This is a genomic window from Thermococcus thermotolerans (assembly GCF_024707485.1).
Lineage (GTDB): Archaea > Methanobacteriota_B > Thermococci > Thermococcales > Thermococcaceae > Thermococcus > Thermococcus thermotolerans.
This window is the reverse complement of the sequence record NZ_CP102602.1, coordinates 1,280,288-1,301,921: the sequence shown is the minus strand read 5'-3', so window position 1 is coordinate 1,301,921 and position 21,634 is coordinate 1,280,288. Positions and strand designations below refer to the sequence as shown.

The 21,634-nt window shown below is 52.0% G+C and carries 27 protein-coding genes and 2 tRNA genes; 6 read left to right on the top strand and 23 right to left on the bottom strand.

What is annotated here, in order from left to right; all coding sequences use genetic code 11:
* The 5 genes from NUS69_RS07525 to twy1 all read right to left on the bottom strand — a co-directional run bounded on the left by NUS69_RS07525 (position 1) and on the right by twy1 (position 5,769).
* Complete coding sequence (locus NUS69_RS07525; RefSeq protein WP_258083211.1) at positions 1-633, bottom strand: class III signal peptide-containing protein; 633 nt, start codon at positions 631-633, stop codon at positions 1-3.
* Positions 634-671: 38 nt separating this feature from the next.
* The gene (locus tag NUS69_RS07520; protein WP_258083210.1) at positions 672-1,301 is read right to left on the bottom strand and encodes a hypothetical protein; all 630 of its coding nucleotides are present in this window, start codon (positions 1,299-1,301) and stop codon (positions 672-674) included.
* Positions 1,294-2,466 (bottom strand): FtsZ/tubulin family protein, encoded by a 1,173-nt coding sequence (locus tag NUS69_RS07515; protein WP_258083209.1) that lies wholly within the window; start codon positions 2,464-2,466, stop codon positions 1,294-1,296. The genes NUS69_RS07520 and NUS69_RS07515 overlap by 8 nt, the downstream gene beginning before the upstream one ends.
* Before the next feature lie 7 nt (positions 2,467-2,473).
* Positions 2,474-4,693 carry a prenyltransferase/squalene oxidase repeat-containing protein gene (locus NUS69_RS07510; RefSeq protein WP_258083208.1) on the bottom strand — a complete coding sequence of 740 codons (2,220 nt, stop codon included), beginning with the start codon at positions 4,691-4,693 and terminating at the stop codon, positions 2,474-2,476.
* 74 nt (positions 4,694-4,767) lie between these two features.
* A complete protein-coding gene (twy1, locus tag NUS69_RS07505) occupies positions 4,768-5,769 on the bottom strand; it encodes a 4-demethylwyosine synthase TYW1 (protein ID WP_258083207.1) in 1,002 nt (333 codons plus the stop codon).
* A gap of 158 nt (positions 5,770-5,927) precedes the next feature.
* On the opposite strand from twy1, the gene NUS69_RS07500 reads away from it, so the two are divergent.
* Positions 5,928-6,065 (top strand): hypothetical protein, encoded by a 138-nt coding sequence (locus NUS69_RS07500; RefSeq protein ID WP_258083206.1) that lies wholly within the window; start codon positions 5,928-5,930, stop codon positions 6,063-6,065.
* On the opposite strand, the gene NUS69_RS07495 is transcribed toward NUS69_RS07500, so the two are convergent.
* Positions 6,043-6,630, bottom strand: coding sequence for a HemK2/MTQ2 family protein methyltransferase (locus NUS69_RS07495; RefSeq protein ID WP_258083205.1), 588 nt, complete (start codon positions 6,628-6,630; stop codon positions 6,043-6,045). The genes NUS69_RS07500 and NUS69_RS07495 overlap by 23 nt on opposite strands.
* A 206-nt stretch (positions 6,631-6,836) precedes the next feature.
* Here NUS69_RS07495 and NUS69_RS07490 point away from each other — a divergent pair, with 206 nt between their 5' ends.
* The 3 genes from NUS69_RS07490 to NUS69_RS07480 all read left to right on the top strand — a co-directional run bounded on the left by NUS69_RS07490 (position 6,837) and on the right by NUS69_RS07480 (position 10,008).
* Positions 6,837-8,105 carry a S8 family peptidase gene (locus NUS69_RS07490; protein ID WP_258083204.1) on the top strand — a complete coding sequence of 423 codons (1,269 nt, stop codon included), beginning with the start codon at positions 6,837-6,839 and terminating at the stop codon, positions 8,103-8,105.
* 135 nt (positions 8,106-8,240) lie between these two features.
* The gene (locus NUS69_RS07485) at positions 8,241-8,846 is read left to right on the top strand and encodes an IS607 family transposase (RefSeq protein ID WP_258085040.1); all 606 of its coding nucleotides are present in this window, start codon (positions 8,241-8,243) and stop codon (positions 8,844-8,846) included.
* Entirely contained in the window at positions 8,827-10,008 is a 1,182-nt protein-coding gene (locus NUS69_RS07480; RefSeq protein ID WP_258083203.1) for an RNA-guided endonuclease InsQ/TnpB family protein, read from the top strand. Before NUS69_RS07485 ends, NUS69_RS07480 begins: the two co-directional genes overlap by 20 nt.
* Positions 10,009-10,074: 66 nt before the next feature.
* Here the strand turns inward: NUS69_RS07480 and NUS69_RS07475 are convergent, their stop codons facing one another.
* The 16 genes from NUS69_RS07475 to NUS69_RS07400 form a co-directional block, all read right to left on the bottom strand.
* Positions 10,075-10,230, bottom strand: a complete 156-nt coding sequence (locus tag NUS69_RS07475) for a 30S ribosomal protein S27ae (RefSeq protein ID WP_055429196.1) — start codon at positions 10,228-10,230, stop codon at positions 10,075-10,077.
* A 1-nt stretch (position 10,231) separates the two neighbouring features.
* Positions 10,232-10,528 (bottom strand): 30S ribosomal protein S24e, encoded by a 297-nt coding sequence (locus NUS69_RS07470; protein WP_258083202.1) that lies wholly within the window; start codon positions 10,526-10,528, stop codon positions 10,232-10,234.
* Positions 10,518-11,051 carry a GTP-dependent dephospho-CoA kinase gene (locus NUS69_RS07465; protein ID WP_258083201.1) on the bottom strand — a complete coding sequence of 178 codons (534 nt, stop codon included), beginning with the start codon at positions 11,049-11,051 and terminating at the stop codon, positions 10,518-10,520. The genes NUS69_RS07470 and NUS69_RS07465 overlap by 11 nt, the downstream gene beginning before the upstream one ends.
* Positions 11,048-11,236, bottom strand: a complete 189-nt coding sequence (gene spt4 / locus NUS69_RS07460; RefSeq protein ID WP_258083200.1) for a transcription elongation factor subunit Spt4 — start codon at positions 11,234-11,236, stop codon at positions 11,048-11,050. Before spt4 ends, NUS69_RS07465 begins: the two co-directional genes overlap by 4 nt.
* Positions 11,233-11,793, bottom strand: coding sequence for a DNA-directed RNA polymerase (locus NUS69_RS07455; RefSeq protein ID WP_258083199.1), 561 nt, complete (start codon positions 11,791-11,793; stop codon positions 11,233-11,235). Before NUS69_RS07455 ends, spt4 begins: the two co-directional genes overlap by 4 nt.
* A 39-nt stretch (positions 11,794-11,832) precedes the next feature.
* Positions 11,833-12,369, bottom strand: coding sequence for an inorganic diphosphatase (locus NUS69_RS07450; RefSeq protein WP_258083198.1), 537 nt, complete (start codon positions 12,367-12,369; stop codon positions 11,833-11,835).
* Between the two features lie 109 nt (positions 12,370-12,478).
* Positions 12,479-13,501 carry a DUF5305 domain-containing protein gene (locus NUS69_RS07445; RefSeq protein WP_258083197.1) on the bottom strand — a complete coding sequence of 341 codons (1,023 nt, stop codon included), beginning with the start codon at positions 13,499-13,501 and terminating at the stop codon, positions 12,479-12,481.
* Positions 13,498-14,547, bottom strand: a complete 1,050-nt coding sequence (locus tag NUS69_RS07440) for a hypothetical protein (RefSeq protein WP_258083196.1) — start codon at positions 14,545-14,547, stop codon at positions 13,498-13,500. The genes NUS69_RS07445 and NUS69_RS07440 overlap by 4 nt, the downstream gene beginning before the upstream one ends.
* Positions 14,544-15,608 carry a signal peptidase I gene (locus tag NUS69_RS07435; RefSeq protein ID WP_258083195.1) on the bottom strand — a complete coding sequence of 355 codons (1,065 nt, stop codon included), beginning with the start codon at positions 15,606-15,608 and terminating at the stop codon, positions 14,544-14,546. Before NUS69_RS07435 ends, NUS69_RS07440 begins: the two co-directional genes overlap by 4 nt.
* Positions 15,605-16,114 (bottom strand): DUF1102 domain-containing protein, encoded by a 510-nt coding sequence (locus NUS69_RS07430; protein ID WP_258083194.1) that lies wholly within the window; start codon positions 16,112-16,114, stop codon positions 15,605-15,607. The genes NUS69_RS07435 and NUS69_RS07430 overlap by 4 nt, the downstream gene beginning before the upstream one ends.
* A 57-nt stretch (positions 16,115-16,171) precedes the next feature.
* Positions 16,172-16,675 carry a DUF1102 domain-containing protein gene (locus NUS69_RS07425; protein ID WP_258083193.1) on the bottom strand — a complete coding sequence of 168 codons (504 nt, stop codon included), beginning with the start codon at positions 16,673-16,675 and terminating at the stop codon, positions 16,172-16,174.
* Positions 16,676-16,706: 31 nt separating this feature from the next.
* A complete protein-coding gene (locus tag NUS69_RS07420; RefSeq protein ID WP_258085039.1) occupies positions 16,707-17,357 on the bottom strand; it encodes a DUF1102 domain-containing protein in 651 nt (216 codons plus the stop codon).
* A gap of 168 nt (positions 17,358-17,525) precedes the next feature.
* Positions 17,526-17,972, bottom strand: a complete 447-nt coding sequence (locus tag NUS69_RS07415; protein ID WP_055429186.1) for a DUF7344 domain-containing protein — start codon at positions 17,970-17,972, stop codon at positions 17,526-17,528.
* A 4-nt stretch (positions 17,973-17,976) separates the two neighbouring features.
* Positions 17,977-18,192, bottom strand: coding sequence for a hypothetical protein (locus NUS69_RS07410; protein WP_258083192.1), 216 nt, complete (start codon positions 18,190-18,192; stop codon positions 17,977-17,979).
* 407 nt (positions 18,193-18,599) lie between these two features.
* Positions 18,600-18,675, bottom strand: a tRNA-Gln gene (locus tag NUS69_RS07405).
* A gap of 367 nt (positions 18,676-19,042) precedes the next feature.
* Positions 19,043-19,120: transfer RNA gene (locus NUS69_RS07400), tRNA-Pro, on the bottom strand.
* A gap of 73 nt (positions 19,121-19,193) precedes the next feature.
* On the opposite strand from NUS69_RS07400, the gene NUS69_RS07395 reads away from it, so the two are divergent.
* A complete protein-coding gene (locus NUS69_RS07395; protein WP_258085038.1) occupies positions 19,194-20,252 on the top strand; it encodes a glycosyltransferase in 1,059 nt (352 codons plus the stop codon).
* Here the strand turns inward: NUS69_RS07395 and NUS69_RS07390 are convergent.
* Positions 20,205-20,669, bottom strand: a complete 465-nt coding sequence (locus tag NUS69_RS07390; RefSeq protein WP_258083191.1) for a hypothetical protein — start codon at positions 20,667-20,669, stop codon at positions 20,205-20,207. The genes NUS69_RS07395 and NUS69_RS07390 overlap by 48 nt on opposite strands.
* Positions 20,670-20,916: 247 nt before the next feature.
* On the opposite strand from NUS69_RS07390, the gene NUS69_RS07385 reads away from it, so the two are divergent.
* Positions 20,917-21,630 (top strand): RAD55 family ATPase, encoded by a 714-nt coding sequence (locus NUS69_RS07385; protein WP_258085037.1) that lies wholly within the window; start codon positions 20,917-20,919, stop codon positions 21,628-21,630.
* Positions 21,631-21,634 lie beyond the last annotated feature (4 nt).

Sequence of the window (21,634 nt, the reverse complement as noted above, 5' to 3'; positions counted from 1 at the left end):
TCAGCCACCGGGGTTTATGTTTATGTGGAGCTCACCGGCCACTGAATCAAATGTCCATGAGTTGGGATTGTCGGGATTCCACTCCACGACTATCTCAAGGGTTCCGGGAAGGTCGGTTGGATCGATCTCAAGGCCGTAAACTGTGGTTGCGTTGAACGTGGTACTTCCTGAAGGAGACCACACGGAAGGACTGGTGTAAAGGACGGCCTGGTACATGGCACGGCTCCAGAATACGTTTTTATCTCCGCCACTGAGGACAGCATCAACATTGGTCCCCACGACGGTAACGTACGTACCGTTTCCTTCGGTGCTGTAGTTTCCGTATGTTATGAAGACCTTGGGGCTGTTCACACCCAGGCCTTTCAGGAGCATATCCGGGTCTCGCAGATACGTGATCCTCACGTAGGTGGTCGACTTTGCTCCAGGACCCTGGGCGTAAACCTGGGAGATGGTATTTGATATCGCGTTGGCGAGGTTCTTCTCTTCGAGGCTTATCTGGATGCGCAGGGTCTCGGTTGATGTGGAGCCCTCCCTGAAGGTTATGTTGTTTACCGAGTACAGCAGGAGGATGAGCATCATTCCGAAGATCAGCATGAACTCAAGTGAGACCTGACCGCGCTTTTTTATCACCATATTTCTCCCCTCAGTATGGTATATCTCCGAACATCTATTTAATCGTTACTCTCGGGCTTTTCGGCGTTTACGACGGCGAAAAGACCCGTTCCGACCTTTATAGTCCTGACACCGAAGTAATCACCGCTGAATATTTTGAACTTATACCTCTCCGGCGGAAGGGAGTGCTTTTCAATGAGCCCTTTCAGTTCATCAATAAAGAACTGCGTTAGCTCGTAGTAAATTAAATCAAGCTTTTCCCGGGTGGAATCCCTTATCAGAAGAACCGTGGGGAGCACTGCAAGTCCCAGTACGATATAGGGCTGGCCTAAGAATACCGTAGCAGCCACGGTGGCAGCAATAAGCGCACCTATTGCGGCGTAGCTCATCTTTTCCCTCTTCTTTGCCTCCTTGATCTCCTTGACCTTCTGCTCCCAGATGTCCAGCAGGGCAGGGTTGTAAAAATCAAATGCGGTATGGCGCTTTCCCTTCGCTATCCGCTCCCTGATGAGGTCGTCCCAGTCGTCCTTGTAGTAGATTACCTCCCCGTGGAGCTTTGCCCTCTCCGCATCGAGGGAGGATATAATCCTGATGATGTCCTCGGCACTCTCGTGGGCTATGTGGGAATAGACCTCCTTCTCGTCCAGTTCCAGGGCGACCTCTACCGAGTCCCTGATGGGTTCAGTCATCCTTCTCCCTCCTGAGTTTCCTGCTTATCCCCTCTATGTCCGGATACTCCCCGTCCTGGGATATCTCCTTGAGCTCACTTCCCCCCTTGGCGTACACGTCGTCGAAGTCGGGCAGGCCGCTTAGGAGCTCCTTCTTTTTGGTTTCCGCTTCCTCCTTCGCTTCCATGAATGACTGGGCGTACCTCTTTGCGGTGATGATTATGTCCTTTATGCTCCTGCTCTCATAGATGCCGCTGAGGAGCGTAACGACTTCTACTTCCCTCTCGCGCGGGTCTGGATAGAAGCCGCGGAATATCTGCTTGCCTCTTATCTTGTTTGTGAGGTAATCCAGGGCCTCAAAGATCTCCGCCGCCTTCAGAACCTCCGGCGGCCCGTGAATGGCAACCAATCCATAGAGTGCTGACTCAATGTTCGCCTCAAGGTACAGGCCCTCGCTCTCGAAGGACTTTATTATTAACCTGGAGAGGCTTTTGACTTTGTTCGCCTCGGCTTTGGCATAGCCAACGGTTGCAAAGCTTCCGAAGGCCTTCAGAACAAATTTCAAGTCGCTTGCATCGAGGGTCTGTTCGCCGGGGACGTCAACCAGGGCTAAGAGCGATGCTATCCTTTCAACGATGGTGTAGTTTATCCTCTCGTAGGCGCGCGTTATGTCATCGCCACCCTCCTTGAGCTTGTTGTTGTCTATGGCTATTATGGAATCGGCGATCTTGGAGAGCTTATCGATGGTTATTGCGGCGTTTATGGTTGGTCTTATGCCCTCCTCCTTGAGGGGAAGCGCTCCTATCGCCACCACAAGGGAATCTGGGTACTCCTCTTTAAGCGCCTCGGCCAGGACGGGCGTTCCTCCGGCGCCCGTTCCGCCTCCGAAACCGAAGGTCAGAAAGAATATATCGACGTCCTCGTAGCCTATTATTGAACCTATCTTGCGCATGACCAGTGGTAGGTCGCGCTTCATGGCCTCCCTGCCGAGTACCGGGTTCGCGTTGACCCCCTTGCCGCCGGTCAGGCTCTCGCCTATCAGTATCCTCCGCTCATGGGGGACGTGCTTGAGGTAATCCAAGTCTCCCTTCGATGTGTTTATGGCCAGAGCCTCGAAATCAACCAGAGCGAAGAGGTCGGCTATCTTCGTCCCGCACTGGCCGACCCCGATGATTAGAGCCCTCACCTCTTAATCACCCCACCACTATTACCCTCACCCTTCCGTTCTCGATGAGGAGGACCATCGCGTCCCCTCTTATGTATCTGATGAAACCGGTGGTGAATATTTCTTTAGCAATTTCGGCGTTCTCCGGTTCGTAGAGCACAAAGAGGACGACTCCCTTGGGTGTCTTGCCCGGAATAAGGACGACAGCTTTGTTGGTGGGTACGGTGATGTTTCCGACGGTTACGGTTCCTTCCTCCACGTAGAACTTCAGGTATGGGTTGTACGGTCTGAGCTGGTAGTCCCCGAAGTTCGCCATAACTATGTAGCTGTCCTCGCCAATCGAGGTCGTGTTGAGCTGGATAAAGCCGCCGCTGAAGAGGTCGTTGAGGGTATTTATTATCTCCCCGATGCTCTCGTTGTCCATGCCGGGCGCTATTATTCCAAACACATCGCTGTCAAGGGCGTCCTTTATGTCGTAGAGGCTCACGGGGGGAACGTACTGGAAGCGTGAGAGGTAGTTTATTGCACTGGCGACTTCTATCGTCTTTTTGTCTATGGCACTGGAGTCTCTAGCGTTCATGACGAAGTCCAGGGTCTCGTTGGTGTAGTTGTAACCGTAGCCGATGAGGAGGTCTGTCGCCCTTACCGTTAGTTCCACTGTCGGGGTTCCGGGAAATTCCCTGTTCTTTTCCCAGACGTAGTAAGTCTTCCAGTACGGCCAGCCACCATCGAGTCTCTGATCGATAAGCCACTCGATGTGGGGCTTAAGCTCTTCGGGGGTGGCTATTCCCTCCAGGGCCTCCAGGACGGTTATGGTCGTCAGTACGTCCGGTTTGAGCATGTAGGAGTAGTACTCGGTGGTTACGTATGTCCCCCACCCACCGTTGCTTATGCTCAGGAGCCAGTCCTTTGCCTTCTGGATAATGGCATCGTTTGCAGGAACCCCGAGCTCACGGAGGGCCTTGATTGCCAGGGAGGTCTCATAGGGTTGCGGCCCAAGTACAGTGTTGCCCCAGAGGCCGTAGTCGAGCTGGACACTCCGTATCAGTTCCTCCGCCTGGGCTTTCTCCTCGGCGGTTATGTTGCTGTACATGATAAGCGTTTTAAGGGCATAGTAGTATCCGACGGACATCCTGCGGTTCTTCTCCATCCAGGCCGCGTCGTTCTTAAATGCCTCCCTTGTCCACGCGAGGGCCTTCTCTATGCTCTCCTTCTCAGGATAGCACGCCTGAATCGCAGTCAGTGCATAATAGGTGGCCTTTTCGTCAGAGGGCTTGTTGAGTCCGAGGCCCCATCCGCCGTCGGGGTTCTGCATGTTTTTGAGCTCCTGACACGGCATCTCGTAGGGGTTCTTGACCTCCTTTGCAGGGGGCAGTTCGAAGGTGGTTGAAAGGGCCATGAGGGCGTAGGAGGTGGTGGCTATGAGCTCCGTTGATGAGAACAGGTCAGGGGTGTTCATCCAGTACACGAGGTCGTTTGTGCTTTTGCCGTATGATTCGAGTTTGATTAGTATTCTCGCGGTGTCAAAATCCACGGGAGTGTACAGGACAAGGGCGTACGTGAGCATGGCACGCTCCTTCATCTTCAGGCTGTCCTCGTTGAGGAGGAGCTCCTTTACGGTCTCCAACGTCTCGTTGGATACCTGGTAGCCTATGCTGTGGTAGGCTATGAGCCTGAGGGCGAGTGCCTCGTACTCCGGGATCTCGCAGGTGGCGTTTTCCACGTACTCAACCGCGTTTCTGACTACCCTGCTGTTGTAGCTGTATCCGTTTTCTCCTAAGGCCCAGATAGCCAACAACGTCGGATAGCAGGAGCTCGGTGTTCCGGGCACGTATCCCCAACCCGCCTTGTTTTCGGCAGAGAGGAGGTATGAAAGGCCGCGGTTGAGGGCTGATTTTATCTCCAGTCTCTCCATGGTCTTGAGGTGCGGATAAGCCCTCTTGAGGGCTATGACGGCATAGGCCGTGTCGAGCACGTTGCTGGTCTCCCCGGGATAGAGACCCCATCCGCCGTCCGGGTTCTGATAGCTGAGCATGCTGTTGACAAGGGTAACGAGGTCGGGGGTTATGTCCCAGTTCAGGTCACTGGCCCCCACCGAGAGGGCCATTATGGCCAGACTTATCTCCCTCGTCTGTTGGGTGGATTTGGCGGCATCTTTGAGAAACCTTGCGGAGCCGTCTATTGCTCCGGCGCTAACGGCTGGAATCAGCATGAGAACAATCATTACTAGAGCCAGAACCTTCTTCATCACCTTACACCCCTAAACTCATTCTAAGCGGCCAGAATAAATAAACTTTTTCCATAATGGGGAGAAGAGGGGACTCAGTGTCCTATGAACCTGCCTTCCCTGCCGGAGCCGTGGGAATCAACGTCGTCCCTCATGATGAGCACGACCCTGCTCGGTTCGTACTCGTCCTCGATGTGGTATCCTGGGAGGTGCCTGACGAGCTCCTCAGCGAAGGCCCGTATCTCCTCGTGGCGGGGCATGTTGTTGATGGTCAGCCTGTTCCTCGAAAAGCCGACGAACATGTAAGCCTTGGCCTCGATGAACATCGGGTTGGCCAGCTTTATCAGCTTCGCGTAGCCCTCCGGGTTGTGCATGTTCTCGCCCTTGACGAGGGTGAGTCTGACCACCGTCCTCGTATCAGCGCCGCCCATAAGTCTGAGGAACTCCTTTATCTTGTCCCATCCATCGGGCACCATGGGAACGTTGACGCCCTTGTAGGTCTCGATGTCCGGGGCGGTCAGAGAGACGTAGAGCTGGGTCGGGAGCTTGTCCTCCCGTATCATCTCCTCCAGCCTCTCCGGAACGGTGCCGTTGGTGACTATGAAAGTGGTGAATCCACGCTTGTGGAACTCCTCCACCAGGTCGCCCATGTAGGGGTAGAGCATCGGCTCGCCGGAGAGGCTTATGGCGGCGTGCTTCGGGTTCCACGCCTCCTCAAACTTCTTCATGTTTATGCCCGGCATGCCCTTGTAGCCTACTAGGAGCTTCCTCTGGGCCTTTATGCTCTCCTCGACGATGAAGGCTGGATCGTCCCAAGGCTGAGGCAACTCGGTTCCAAGGAAGCCCTCCATCGGGCGCCAGCAGAATATGCAGTTGTGGCTGCACCAAGCTGTAACGGGTGTCATCTGCAGGCACCGGTGCGAGTGGATGCCATAGAACTTCTGCTTGTAGCAGAACCTGCCTTTTTTTATGCTCTCCTTTAGCCAGTGGCATAGCTTGACCGAGCTGTGCCTTCCCACCAGGGCGTAGTGCTGCTTCTTAAACAGTCTCGCAATCTCATCGGGCATGTTTGGGTCAGACTTGAACGTTATCGCCATTAGCCTCACCTAAATCTCTCTCTGGGTTCAACTCATGGAATCCTTTTAAAAAGGTGATGGGTCGGGTGTGTGGAATTTTCATGGGACGATATTTTATCGTCGAAAAATAGTTCGGCAATCTGCGAAAACTTTAAAAGCTGGCCGTCGCTTTTTCCTTCATGTTTGAAAGGATAAAGCCAGAACCCGCGCTGGATGCAAGGGAGATTAAAATTGACTTCTTTGAGGACGAGGTTGAGCCGGTTGAGAGGCCCAGGATTAAATTCCTCTTCGAGGTCAAACGCAATCACTCAGCGTAGCGTTTATCAGGACGATGTCCTCGAAAAATACATGCCTCCTAGCTACTATTTTTCCCCTTAGCCCGGCTTTTTCCAGCTGTTTAAGGGTCTCATCCACCCCTGTTATCGAGCTCTGGACTATCTGGACGATTCCACAGGGTTTAAGGTACTCTGGGACTTCCTGGATAAACCTGTCGAGGACTTCTCTTCCAGTTTTGCCCCCAACCAGTGCCAGGTCTATTGGCTCCTCCGGTTCGCCGGGGAGGTAAGGGGCGTTGAACGTTATCACGTCGAACTTTCCGGAAACGTTCTCAAAGAGGTCGCTCAGGCGGAACTCAACGTTTTGGATGCCGTTCAGCTCTGCGTTTTCCCTCGCCAGTTCAACTGCGAGGGGGTTAATATCCACTCCCAGAACGAAGCGGGCTTTTCTGGCCATCAGGAGTGCTATAAGCCCCGTTCCTGTGCCGACGTCGAGGGCGGTATCTCCTTCCCTGATCGCGAGGTTTTCAGCTAAGAGGAAGGTATCCTCAGCGGGCTCGTAGACCTGCGGATGGAGCCTGAGCTTGATGCCGTAGTATGTGGGCATGACGTGGGGTATGATGTTCAGTTTTTGAACTTAACGGAGAGTGTTAACCGAAGCCGCCGATACTTTGTAAATCTGACACGTTCTTTTTTTCAAGTTGAATCCGGGACAACATCTCATCCTCAGAACTTTCAATTTTTCCACTGGTCGCAACCCAAGGCTTAAATTATTTGTCATCGATGTTCTTGACTGCTTGGGGGTGTATGTAAATGAGCAGGAAGGATATGACAATTGCTTTAGTGGCCCTGATTGTGCTTTCTCTTTTGGGGGTTCCAGCGACGGCAGAGAAGCCTGAACTTATTAGAGTGATAGTGCACGTGGACAGGGGACACTTCAACACGGCAGACGTTGCCACAATAGGCGGCCACGTTGTTTATCAGTTTAAGCTGATAGACGCGGTAGTAGTGGAGGTGCCTTCAACAGCCGTTGGAAGGCTCAAGAAGCTTCCGGGAGTCAAAATGATAGAGTTTGACCACAAGGCAAGGATACTCGTCGGGCCACCCTCCTGGCTCGGAGGTGGACAGCCCTCCCAGCAGATTCCGTGGGGAATCAGCAGAGTCAGGGCCCCCGATGTATGGGGCATAACCGATGGCTCTGGAGGTGTTATTGAGGTCGCCGTTCTTGATACTGGGGTTGACTACGACCATCCGGACCTGGCTGGTAATATAGCATGGTGTGTTAGCACTCTCCGGGGCAGGGTTACAACAAATCCAGCCCAGTGTAAAGACCAGAATGGTCATGGGACACATGTTATAGGGACAATAGCCGCGCTCAACAATGACATCGGCGTTGTTGGCGTTGCTCCCGGGGTTGAAATATACTCCATCAGGGTTCTGGATGCAAGCGGGAGCGGTTCCTACAGCGATATAGCCATCGGAATCGAGCAGGCTCTCCTTGGCCCCGATGGAATTCTCGACAAGGACGGCGATGGGATAATCGTCGGCGACCCCGATGACGACGCCGCAGAAGTTATAAGCATGTCCCTTGGAGGCCCAACGGACGACCAGTATCTCCACGATATGATAATCCAGGCATACAACTACGGTGTGGTTATAGTGGCAGCGAGCGGCAACGAAGGGGCTTCCAGTCCCAGCTATCCCGCCGCATATCCTGAGGTCATCGCCGTTGGTGCGAGTGATGTAAACGATCAGATCGCTTCCTGGAGCAACAGACAGCCGGAAGTTAGTGCTCCAGGCGTTGACATTCTAAGCACCTATCCGGACGATACCTACGAAACCCTTAGTGGAACGAGCATGGCAACGCCACACGTCAGCGGTGTTGTTGCCCTCATACAGGCTGCATACTACAACAAGTACGGCAGGGTTCTCCCGGTCGGAACCTTCGACGATATTGGAACCAGCACTGTCAGGGGTATTCTCCACTCCACCGCAGATGACCTTGGGGACCCTGGATGGGACATATACTATGGCTACGGAATAGTCAGGGCTGATCTGGCCGTTCAGGTGGCCATCGGCTGATTTTCGTTCTCTATTTTTCCGCTGGCTCCCCTTAAAAGCTTGCAACATACCAGAGGTCCTGGGCTGTTTCATAGATAGTTAAAAGCGTAAAGTTTAAGTGTTTTCATTTCATAATTCATTTTGGTAGAGTGGAGTATGAGGCTTTATCGGACGGGGGAGGCCTCACAACTCTTAGGCATCAGCAAACCAACATTGATTAGGAAGATTAAATCCGGCGAGATTAAAGCTTACCGTATCGGGAGAGAATACCGAGTCCCTGAAAGCGAAATCAAGAGAATTCTTGAGGGTAAAATCCCTGATAAAGTCGTCATTTACGCCAGAGTCTCAAGCCGAGACCAGAAAGAAGACTTAGAAAGACAAATCGAATACCTCAAGAACTACTGCTCCTCCAGAGGCTACCAAGTGGCCAAAATCCTCACCGACATTTCTTCCAGCCTGAACGAGAACAGGAGAGGGTTAAAACAGCTCTTCAAACTCGTCGAAAGCGGAGAAGTTGGAAAAGTTGTCATAACTTACAGGGACAGGCTCACCCGCTTCGGCTTCAAATACCTCGAACAATACTTCAACTCACACGGTGTTGAGATTGAAGTAATCTTCGACGATGAGGAAGCCATAGAAAAAGAACTTGTTGAAGATTTGTTAGCCATCGTAACCTCCTTCGCCGGAAAGCTTTATGGTATGCGTTCTCACAGGAAAAAACGCCTTGTCGAGGCGGTAAAGAATGCCCTCAGAGACGATTAAGCTCACCGCCAAATTCAAACTCAAGGAAACTCCAGAGGGATTAGAAGAGCTTTTCCAAACTTATCGGGAAATCGTGAACTACCTCATCACTCACGCTTTTGAGAACAACATAACCAGCTTTTACAGGCTCAAAAAGGAAACCTACAAGAGCCTTCGTAATGAGTATTCAGAGCTTCCGAGTCATTACCTTTACACGGCTTGCCAGATGGCTACATCAATCTTCAAAAGCTTTAGGAAGCGGAAGAAGAAGGGGAAGGCAAAAGGCAGGCCAGTTTTCAAGAGGGACGTCATAATGCTCGACGACCACCTGTTCAAACTCGACTTGGAGAATAGAACTGTAAAACTCTCCACTCCGGACGGGAGGGTTCAATTAGAGTTTTATCCTGCAAAATACCATGAGAAATTCAGGGACTGGAAGGTTGGGCAGGCGTGGTTGGTTAGAACGCCGAAAGGAACTTTTCTCAACGTTGTTTTCTCGAAAGAGGTTGAAGTTAGCGAGCCGAAAGCTTTTGTTGGAGTTGATTTGAATGAGAACAACGTAACGCTCAGTCTTCCAAACGGGGAATTCGTTCAAATAATCACTCACGAGCGGGAGATTAGGACGGGCTACTTTGTGAAGAGGCGGAGAATACAGGGGAAAATCAGGGCTGGAAGGAAGAGGGAGGAACTCCTTGAAAAATACGGGCGGAGGGAGAGGAACAGGCTTAACGACCTTTATCACAAGCTTGCTAACAAAATAGTGGAATTGGCGGAAAAATACGGTGGAATTGCCCTTGAAGATTTGACTGAAATCAGGGATTCAATCAGGTATTCGGCTGAAATGAATGGTCGTCTTCACCGTTGGAGTTTTAGGAAGCTTCAATCAATTATTGAATACAAGGCTAAGCTGAAGGGTGTTAGGATTGTTTTCGTGAATCCTGCTCATACTTCCTCCCTGTGCCCGGTATGTGGGGAGAAACTAAGCCCGAATGGGGGCAGGGTCTTGAAGTGCTCAAACTGTGGTTTTGAAGCCGACCGTGATGTGGTTGGGAGTTGGAATATTCGTTTGAGAGCCCTGAAGATGTGGGGAGTTTCCGTTCCCCCTGAAAGCTCCACAATGAAGATGGGAGTGGGGAAGGTTAGCCGTAACGACGTTTACAAACTTCATGCAAGTTACGGCTAACCAGAACGGTTTAGGGGCGATTCTCAAGAAACGTTCTGGGTCGATTTTGGAGAAGAGAAAAAGAAATCACTTCCTCTTCCACTCGGTGTAGCCGCACCTTCCGCAGCTCCAGCGGTCCTTGTGCTCGGCCATGAAGACACCCGGACCGCAGCGTGGGCAGAACTTGTTCTTCCTCCTGACCTTACCGCCCTGGACCTCGTACATCTTCCACTTCTGCCCCATTTCACTCCTCCTCCTTTGTGATTATTCCGTCCCTGATGAGGATGTACTCGGGCTCAATGTAGAGCATCCTTTCCTTGCTCTCATAAGCTTTCGCGTAGCCCTTACTAACGCGGCTACCGAAGTAGCTCCTTATGTACTGGAGCACGACCGTCTCCGGGTTGAGGTCGAGCATGGCGACGAGCTTGCCCTTGACGTCGGCCCTGCTCGGTGTCGGTTCACCCTCGTGGATGACATCGAAGTATATCTCCTTTCTCCCAAGGAGCTTGTTCTCCCTTATCTCGGTAACCTTAATCTCCATCGCGAACCACCTCCATCTTCGACATGAGCTTCCCACACTTGAGCTTGCATTCGGGTGTTACCCTTATAAGCACTACTCCCTCATCCGGCTGGCCGTAGAGCACGATGCTCCCGTAGGGGGCGTAGAGCACGGCCGGAATGGCCGCCAGGTCTTCCTCTCCACACACCTTTATGTAAACCCTCCGGCCCCTTTCGGCCAGTCCAAAGCCCTTTCTGATTGCGTTTAATAAAGCTTTCGTTATCGTCCCGGCCGGGTTCTGAACCGTCATCACCACAGCGCCGGTCTCGATGTCTGGGTTGTACTCCCGGCGTTTCGTTTTGTGGTCGTATATCGCCACGCTCGGCTTTATCCCGAGCCGGAGGACGTTTTCTGTGACCACGTCTCCGACCGTAACAACGTGTCGCGCTTTTTCAAGCTCCCCCCTAATCCGGAGGTACGGCTCGGGAATCTCGCCCTCTACGAGCTCACCGAGGGGAGCCTTCAGCTCCCTCCTGAGTTCTGGCGTTAATACGAACAGCATCATCTGACCCTTATGGCGTACTTTCCTGGAACCTTAACGCCCAGCTTCTGGGCTATCCTCGACTTCTCTGGCTCGGTGATTATGACGAGGTCAAACCACTCGTCGCTGAGGTCCCTGCTGCCGCAGACGGGACAGCGGTCTTCGGTCGTTATGTAGTGGCAGTGCCTGCAGGCTCTCTCCTTCGTCATGCCTCAGCCTCCTTGCGCTTCTCCTTCTCTATCCAGTCCCTCTTTCCGAGACCGGGCTGGCGCATGGTGAGGCCTATCTTGTTCTCTCTGATTACCCTGCTCTTGATGCTTATGGCGATGACCCTTGCCCTGACTTCGTCCCCGAGCTTGAGGACCCTCTTGGTCTCCTTGCCGAGGAACTGCTTGTTCTTCTCGTCGAAGACGACGTAGTCATCCATGAGCTGGCTGATGTGGACGAGACCGTCCATCGGGCCGATTCTGATGAAGGCACCGTACGGAGCTACATCGATCACCTCGCCCTCAACGACCTCGTGCATCTCGGGCTTCCATACGAGGACGTCAAAGACAACCTCGTGGTAGGTTGCACCGTCTCCGGGCACGATGACTCCCTGGCCTATCTCCTCAACGTCCATTACCGCCAGGATAACGCCCTCGTCACGGTCGTATATTCCCTCGTAGGTCTCACGGAGGACGAGTTTGGCGGCTTCCTTTGGGTCCATCGTGAACATCCTGGGCGGGATTCTCACAACGTCCTTAATCTTCAGGAGCTTGTACATGCCTTTACCTCCCCTTGGAATAGGAATAGAAAGAGAAAATCACTCCTTCTTGCCGAACTTCTCCTTGTACATCTCGATGGCCCTGAGTATCTCCCTCTTGGCCTCCTCGGCGTTGCCCCAGCCCTCTATCTTCGTGACCTTGCCCTGGAGCTCCTTGTAGCGCTGGAAGAAGTGGGCAATCTCGTCGAGGAAGGCCTTGGGAACGTCGTCGATGTCCTTCCAGTCCTCGAAGTAGGGGTCCTCGACGGGAACGGCCAGGACCTTCCAGTCCTTGTCTCCGCTGTCCTCCATCTTCATGATGCCTATAGGCCTCGCCTCGATGATGGTGAGCGGATAGACCGGCTCGCGCATGATGACCATTATGTCGAAGGGGTCGCCGTCGTCGTACCAGGTCTGCGGGATTATTCCGTAGTCCACCGGGTAGAAGAACGGGCTGTAAAGGACGCGGTCGAGCTTAAGGAGTCCGGTCTTCTTGTCAAGCTCGTACTTGTTCCTGCTCCCCTTCGGTATCTCTATGAGAGCGTAAACGACCTCTGGAACCTCCGGTCCGGGCTCAAGCTCGTGGAACGGGTTCATCTCTAACCACCTCTTACCTCTTGTAGAACTTCTAGGTTAGCCTTTCGGATAGTGCTTTTAAAGTTGTTGGTTACGAAAATCAGAAAAGCGTGGGGGAAGGGGAGGGCCCTCAGCTGGCCTCATCCCCTCCCTGGGGCAATGGCTTCCGGTACTCGTACGATATTCCGTCGTCTATTATGGCGAAGACCTCGTCCTCACCGTCTATGTAGTGTAGTATCGGCTTGTCCACAAGCTCGAAGGTCGTCTCCAAATCCTTGGGGGTCTTCAGGACGACCCTTTTCTGGACGGGCCCGGGTGCGCCCTTGACTATGTACGGCCTTATCTTGGCCAGCTCATCCTTGGGCGGTCTTGATGTGTAAACGTAGCCCACCAGGGGTATCAGCATCAGAAGTGCCAGCACTGTGGTCACTACCTTCGCCGTATCGAGGTTGCTGGTTACTCCCAGAACGCTTGCACTGACTTCTTCCTTGGTTGTCGTTGTCAGGGTTTTCTTTGCAGTCTTGCTGGTGTCAGTGAAGTAGTAAAGCCCGGCTCCGCTGTCCCTGATGAGTTCAACCTCATGGTCAAAGCTCCTGGTTATCTCCTTTCCACCGACTTTGCCGGTTCCCGAGACCTTTGTCGTTATGATTACCCTTCTGTTTAGCCTTTTCATTCCAAGCTCATTGGACACCTCTGCAGTCATCCTGTCCAGCTCTCCCATGTCGAGCGTGTACTCCACTGTGAATCCGCCGTTCTGGAGCTTGCCCTTCTCATCAAAGAGCGTGCCTTCCCACATGGTGACCTCTTCGCTCCCCTTGGTGACGTAGTATACAACCTTTCCGGTGACTTCATAGGTGCCGGTGCTGAGCGGCGGGTTTGAGCTGTATGTGTACGTCAGCAGGAACCTGTCAACGAGGGATATAGGATATTCGTCCCTGAAGACCATGTACCCGTAGATTTCGTTGGGCTTGAGATAAGCGGCGTGCTTCAGCTGTCCCTCTTCCTTAAACGTTCCCAGGGTCTGGGTGTTCACCACGTACGGGCTTGCGCTCATGAGCTTCACTGAGTAAAATGCAAAGACCAGGAAGAGAATCAGGAATACTCCCAGGACTTCCTTCCTTCTAATAAACCTAACCAACTTTTCCTTCTTCATCCTTCACATTCTCCTGTGCCGTTTTCATGATTAGAACTGTGGTCGTGATTGCATCCGCATTCATCCTGCTCCTGGCAGCACCCATCGTGGTCATCGCAGCAATCCACGGTCACGACGAGAGCATTGCTCGTTATGCCGTACTGAACTATGGTGGCCCCTTCGTTCAGGCTGTACTCGCCGCACGAGGTAAACTCCTGCTGTCCTCCGGGGTTCACTCTGGTGAATATTGTTATGTTTATGTGGACGCTCCCTCCCGCTGGAACAGTTACGTTCCATTCCATCTTTGTGGCCGGCCGGGCGTTGTGTCCCCCGTGTCCTCCTCCACAGTGCCCTCCGCACTGGTTGCCATCGTTTGCTGCCCAGAACCTGTACGTACCGGCACTTGCGCTGGTTCCGCTCAGACTCACGTTGAACTCCGCGGGTATCGTGTCGGTTATGGTCAGGGTGAGGTCATCCCCGGTTGGATTTGTTACCAGTATCTGGAAGATCCATTCTTGGTACGTCTTCAGGGGTATCCCGCTGGTGTTGCCGTAGAGGAGTATCTTTTCTATGGTCGGGTCACCAGTGACGACGAGTTTTATTGGGCAGGTTTCTACAACGGCATCTCCGCCATTCCAGCGGGCGCGCATTGTAATCGGGATTACGTACTCCCCCGGCGCGACATCACTTACGTTCACATGGCCGGCAAAGGTGTACTCATCCTCTGGGGCTATCATCCGCTCGGCGCCGTCTTCGGTTTCTATGAACATGTCCACGTTGCCCGGAAGGTCGGAGTAGTCCGGGTCGAGCGAGATCCATACATCCTTCATTTCGTTCAGATAGTTCCTTACCGTCAGCGCATCAAAGTCAGTCTCGCTGTATGGGCTGACTTCCACAACTGCGGCATAGCCGCCTTCACAGTCAAAGCCGAGGTACTCCTTATCATGGGGAACGACGGCAACTTTGACTTCTCTCGATGCTTCAAAGTTTACAAAGGTTCCACTGGAGCCTACGAGAATCAGCGATGCCAGTGCGAACGTTATAATAATTGAGAACAGAGCTTTCATATCCTAAACACCTCCGATATCCCTCTAAGGAAGGAAGTCCTCCTTCTCCTGATTCTAAGGACATCCTCGTTTCCGATGCCTGAGATTACGTAGAACGCCCCAAGGAACAGGGAAATCTCCATCAGAATGGCAAGGAGGGGCACCATCGGATGAATTCTGTAGAGTTCATCCAGAACTGAGACTGGAAGGATTGGCATGTATGCGTTGACTTGTAATCTGGGTGAATACATTGCAGTTTTTTGAGGAGCCTTCAGGGTAACAGTGATGGATCTCTCTTCCCCCTCGTTCAGCATGAACCCGTCCTCTGATACGGCGGTAATGGTTGGCCCCATTGAGACAAAATACGTCATAGGATATAGGTTTCTGTTCTTTATTGTAATTTCCTGCTGGAATTCCTCCCCTGGAAGATACCAGCCCTCCCTTAGTCCCCCCGCTGAGGTAACGGAATAAGTTATGGGTACTGTTTCCCACGAAACAAATGTGGATACGGCCACCATAATTAGGAGGAACACTGATGTTAGTGCATAGAGCGTCCTGAACTTTACTGTAATTTTTTTCTTTCTTTTTCTGGAGTGTGAAGTCTCGTCTCCTGCGAATGCTAAAATTCCGACTAGTATTAGGGCACCTGCAAGGAGCACCTTTCCGCGGTCTGAGAGACCCGTTCCAAGATAGTTTCCAAGCTGGGGTATCCTTAGGGGAGTGCCTTTAACTGTAATCACCGTGCCCGCTATTCTCTCTTTGGGTATCGGGGGGATATCGTGGCTTTGCTGGTCGGTTGCTATGTTGTTGTCCCCTTTTGTTATGTACCCACCTTCAGTAACGGCGTAAACCCTGTGAACTGTCCATACATCTCCAGTTTGAAAAACGATAATGTCACCCACTCCGGGATTTCTTGAAAGGGGATTGATGAAAAATACATCTCCCTTGTTTATGGTGGGTTCCATGCTCCCGGAGTATGCGTACGACATAAAAACCGGCCTGTCTAGGAGCATACCCACGAGGGAACCTGTAACGAGGATGCCTACGATCGTTAGTGCTAGGTACTCCACTATCCTTCTCATCCGCAGCCTCCTCCCCAGGCTTCTATTGTAATTCCTTCACTGTAGTCTCCCAGGTGGAGGCCGTAGGTGTCAATCCTCACTCCAACACCTACGCTATCGTTGGCATTCAGCTGGACTTCAACTGTACCGCTCCAGTTCCCATCAAACTTCCCGACAAAAAATCCCACCTTCTGGTTCTCTGAGCCTATCCTCACACATATCTCGCTATATCCTGTCTGGCTCTGGTTATTTTTAATGATAAAAGCGTTATTAAATACGTATGTGGAATTTGCACCCAGTCCCTCTCCGTATCCAGGATACAATGGGCTATCCGGTGAGATATCGATAACAAGAACACCACTATCAGAGTAAGCATACGGGGGGACGGGATAATCAACCGACAATGTTCCGTTTTCTGGAGTGGCGTAGACAACCGTTAGGGGATCTGCGGAGTATATCTCCCATACTCCTATGAGTAGAACTATGATGATTCCAATACTCGTGCCAACCTTTGTTCTCCTTTCCACTTCTCTCTCCCCCTGCATATATGATAAAAAGGAGCAAATGCTCCGGAACTAAACTGTTCACTCTCCCTCGCAAGGTCCAGGAACCGCGTAGAACTGAACCTGACCGTTTATTGCGTCTCCATCAACCAAGCCAGTGCTGTCCAGAATAAGTCCAATAGGCACGACTTCGCCGGGCATCACGGTTACATCGAGGGTGGTCTCACCGGGCTGACCCGTATAGTTCCCAACAAAGAACTTGACACCACCGTCTCCGCTGTACGTGATGTGCATACAGATTGGGGTTCCTTCCCAAAGGTCGTTGCTGACACCGAAGACTTCCTTGAAAACATACGTGCTGTTGGGACTAACGCCTTCACCGAATCCTTCCTGCCAGTTCCCGTTGTACTTGCTCAGGTCTATGACCAGCATACCGTTGTCGTTAATGTACGCGTAGGGTTGCATGGGCCGTAGGTCTATAAGCTCACTGTCATCCGGGACAACCTGGATGTGGACGCCTCTGTCGGCTTCAAAGTATGCAAAGTGAGCGCTACTTGCTGCTACTGCAACTAAGAGTCCTATCATAAGTGCAAAGAGTCCTATGATCTTTCTCATCTCAGCCACCTCCACACTCAATAGGTGCTTCGCTGGCAGGCCATGCCTGGATGTTTATGTTTATGTCGTAGCTTCCCAAGGTGTTGGCTGCTGCGAGTTCCATCCCAACGCCAAGTGCCTCTCCGGGTTCAAGATAGAAGCAGACATCTCCGACGGCTGTATCCGAATTGTAAGGCTGACCGCCCCCGTTTGTGTTGTACATCATGCCGTTGGGCTCGTAGAATGAGACCATTCCGGGATCCGATGAGGTAATCCTGACTACGATGGTTTCCTGCTCCCAGAGGTGGTTGCTCACGTTAAATACCTCGTCAAAGTTGTACCTGCTCTGTGGGCTGAGTCCCAGTCCTCTTGCAGGAACTGGCATATTCTGCTCCTCGTCCCACTTCCACCAGCTCTCATCATCCCATCCTGGCCAGTTGGGATTGTCCGCTGAGAAGTCAATAACAAGTTGCCCTCCATCGTTAAGGTACGCGTAGGGCTGGACAGGCGTTAGATCAATAAGCTCGCTGTCGTCTGGAACAACGGCGATATGAACGCTCCTTTGGGCCCTGTAGTCCCTGAAGGTTGCGCTCGTGCCTAGTGCAAAGGCCGCCGCGATCATCAGCCCCAGCATACCGAGGGCCAAAACTTTCTTCATGGTACATTCCTCCATGTTTTCCAAATACCGACACCCTAGGCGGAGGCCATCATGGGGATGCCTCATTGACTATGGCGGGGTCAACCTATATAGTAAATTCCGGCTTACTGAGTGGTAATCCCTCATTACCAGGAGTGAAACAACTCAATTTGATTAAAACAGGCGAGTTATAGCAGTGATCTGCTAGAACAGCCTCTTAATTTTCCTGTGGTGGATTATACTTATGACCAGGTACACCATGGCAGCCAGCAATAGGGACATGCTGCCGAGATACCAACCAGCGATTATGAATATTACCGACGTCCCCATGTAGAAGGTGCTCCAGCTGATGTCGTGCTTGTTGACAACTTCCATGTAGACGGTTACATCTTCAGGGATCTTCAGAAGGGTAACGATGCCGTGGTTGAACGTTACGACACCTTCCCGCTCCAGCTTGGGGATATGTGTCTGGATCAGGCTGACATAGACGCTTTTCCTGTGCTTCCGGTTGGTGTCTCCCTCCCTTTCAGCTATGTATTCCACAAGTTCTCTGAGTTCGGCATGACCCTCTCTCTGTTGGAGGAACTCAATCATCATCATTCTCCTCGTATTTCCGAGGATCACGGTTGAGCTGTCAATGCTCCCAGCCATCGTATCACCGCAACCTGTAATGCTTTCTTTTATTCCCGTTGGTGTAGAATGCCTCTACTTTCTTTTGCTCCACGAGTTTCCTGAGGGTTCTCTCGACCTTCTGCCTTGTACAGAAGATGCCCCTTTCGTTGAGAAACCGAGTCAGAAAAGCAACACTGAGCGATCCGTGCCTTCTGAGGAGGTCTGTAATCTCAACCTCCAGGTTAACTACTTTGCTCACATCCTCACCTCCCTCCGTGTTAAGCAATGTGTATGTAACATTATCATAAGTTGGTGGCCGACTATTTAAAAGTTCCTGAAAAGTTCGATTTCCGCGTTTTTTAGCGTTTTGTGCCCTCTTACGGAGAATGGGAGGATTATCGTTTAGAACTGCTGGTGAGGAGCATTTATTGAATAGAGGTTTTTTGGAGCGCGTTCAGGACTTTGGAAAAAATACAAACTCATGCAGAATCTTGAGATATCTCCAGTAAAAATTCGGGCAGAATGGGGGATTCGGATTATTTCCCGTGGGGGTTTCTGAAAAGCCTTTTTCTACATGAAACTCTGTGGAGTTGAATATGCGGGTTGAAAACCGAACTTGAAGCCGAGAGAAAATGGTGGGGTTCGAGGGTCTGGAGCCCAGTTGAATGGTAGCCCCGCGGGGATTCGAACCCCGGTCGCGGGATCCAGAGTCCCGCATGCTTGGCCGCTACACCACGGGGCTGTGCCCGTTGATAGGTTCAGGGTGGGATTTATAAATTTTATCCCTCGAAACTTTGCCGGGCAAAGTTGCCCGATAGGGTTTATCAAAGTTAGTGATTCCCCTTTATGTGGCTTATTTTGGAGTGGTTTTCTCTGAATATTTGTTCTTTTGGTAAGATTGGGTTCTTTTTCCAAAGCTTGTTTAAAAAGGTTCGGTTTTTTAGCGCTCCTTTGGAGCGCGGATTGAAGTCGAACCCGTTAAAGTGTTCTCCTGAACTACTGAATCCAGCGTACAATCCGACCACTAAACAAAAACCCACTAAGAACCTGACCACTCAAAAAGAATCACAGTCTTTTGATCAAACTTTTCGCCAGAAAAGTTTGTTTTCTGGTGGGGCCGCCGAGATTTGAACTCGGGTCCCCGGCTCCCGAAGCCGGAAGGATAGGCCAAGCTACCCCACGGCCCCATGCCCGCTGTTAAGGGCAGTCGCAGGACTTATAAAGTTTACGGAACAGTCTGATGAAGGTGGAGGGATGACAGTGAAAATCAGCGTTATAGTTCCCACCTACAACGAACGTGAAAACCTTGAGGAGCTCTTTGAGCGAATCGGGGGGGCTTTGAAAGACTACGACTATGAAATCATCGTTGTCGATGACGATTCTCCGGACAGGACATGGGAGTTTGCCCAGGAGCTTTCGGAAAGGTACCCCGTCAGGGTCATACGGAGAACCGAGGAAAAAGGCCTCTCCTCCGCCGTCATCAGGGGTTTCAAAGAGGCCCATGGCGATATATTTGTCGTCATGGACGCCGACCTTCAGCATCCGCCGGAGGTTATACCCCAACTCCTGAACGCCATTGAAAACGGCGCCGATGTGGCAATCGCAAGCAGGTATGTTCCTGGCGGCGGTGTGAAGAACTGGTACTGGTACCGGAAGCTTATCTCCAGAGGCGCGATTATGGTGGGCCGCCTCGCACTCCCCAGGATAAGGGACGTCAAAGACCCTGTGAGCGGCTTCTTTGCCCTCAGAAGGGAGGTCGTTGAAGGGGTGGAGCTCAATCCAGTCGGGTTTAAGATTCTGATGGAGGTTCTGATTAAAGGCAGGTACAAGAAGGTTACCGAGGTTCCTTTTACCTTTGGCCTCAGGCGGGCGGGAGAGAGCAAGCTTGGAACGAAGACCATGCTGAACTATCTCAGGCACGTCTACCGGCTCATGCGCTGGGAGGGCGAGCTGGACAGGCTGATTAAGTTCACCCTCGTTGGCCTCTCAGGGGTTGTGGTTAACCAGGGGTTTCTGTGGCTCTTTGTTTCGGGCTTCGGCTGGGATAAAATACTGGCCAACATCCCCGCGACCGAACTGGCCATACTGAACAACTTCACCTGGAACGACCTCTGGACGTTCAGAGACCTCAAGAGAAAGCCGCTGTGGAGGAGGCTCGCCAACTTCCACATCGCGGCCTTAACCGGCGCGGTTGTCCAGTGGATTATCTACGCTGGGCTTGTGCTCCTCGGGATGAACTACCTCGTGGCGAACATGTTCGGCATCGTGGTTTCATTCGTCGTGCGCTTCCTCGTTAACAGGCACGTGACGTGGGGCTAGCGCCCCTATGACAACCCCTATCAGCGTCATGAAGTACAAGAAGAACACGGCGAGGACGAAGTCCTCCCCAATTCCGGTGGGGAGCCTTTTGGAGATCGCTATTGTTATAGTGATGAAAAATGCCAGCGTTCCTGGAAGTCCCAGGGCGGCCGTGGAGGCAAAGAGTAAGAGTCCATCGACGTTTCTCCACTTCCTGTAAAGCCATGTGACCAGGGCCACGACGACAATTGGGAGCACAAGGAAAAGCAGCTCAAAGAAATTGTGGCACCGGAGGCTCCATTCGAGATCGGCAATCCCGAGACAGAGGCGCTTCCTGAAGAACCAGGAGGGGTTGAAGTAATCCTCCAGCAAAAAGAGGCCGGCAGTGAGCCATGATGCGAGGAACCCAAAGGTTCCCTTGAAAGCTCCGGTTCTCATGGTTGATAATAACACAGGCCGGCATATAAATCTTCGGGACGTTATCTGCCCGTTTGCTCCATGATGTTATGATATCCTCTTTTCGTCGGGCTATGGCTCTTTGAAAGGTAACGTTGAGATATCCAGTGTGTCACTCGGTTACGTCACGTTTCAACCCGCTTTTCACATCGTAGGTTCATGTGGACATCAATGGACACTTCAACCTTAAATACCCTTGGAGCGTTTATGTAGTACGGAGGGAGTGGTCATGTACGTGGGAGAACTCCTCAAGAGCCTCGACCGGGTTTCAACTGGCGTTCCGGGACTTGACAATCTCATCGGTGGGGGATTCATCCCGGGCAGGGTTTACCTTATAATCGGCCCCCCTGGGAGCGGGAAGACGACCTTTGGAATTCAGTTTCTTATTGAGGGCGCTAAAAAAGACGAGAAGGGGCTTTTTATATCCCTTCTGGAGCATCCGAAGATAATAACACAGGACATGCTCCGCTACAACTTTGGTCTCCTGACCCACCTCCAGTCGAAGAGGATACTCTTCTATGACATGGGAGAGAGCATCTTTGGCGCTGGAAGAAGGTTCACATGGAGCGAGATATTTGAGAGAATCCTTCGCATTATTGAGACGGAGGACGTTAAAAGGGTCGTCATAGACTCGTTCACCTCGCTGGAGTATTCGGTCCTTGACCCCGAGCACAAGAGGATGGCCCTGGGCAGGTTCATAAGGAAGCTCCACGGGATGGGGATTACGTGCCTTATACTGGCGGAGATGATGAGTTCTGAGACCTACACCGAGGACTACTACCTCACCGATGGTGTCATAGTCCTCCACCACTTCATGAGGAACTACCAGATGGTGCGGGCCCTTCAGGTTCTGAAGATGCATGGCGTTGCCCACGACAGCAACCTCAAGAAACTTCGCTTCACCGAAGAGGGGCTCAGGGTCTATCCAGAGGCACCGTTCTGAGGTG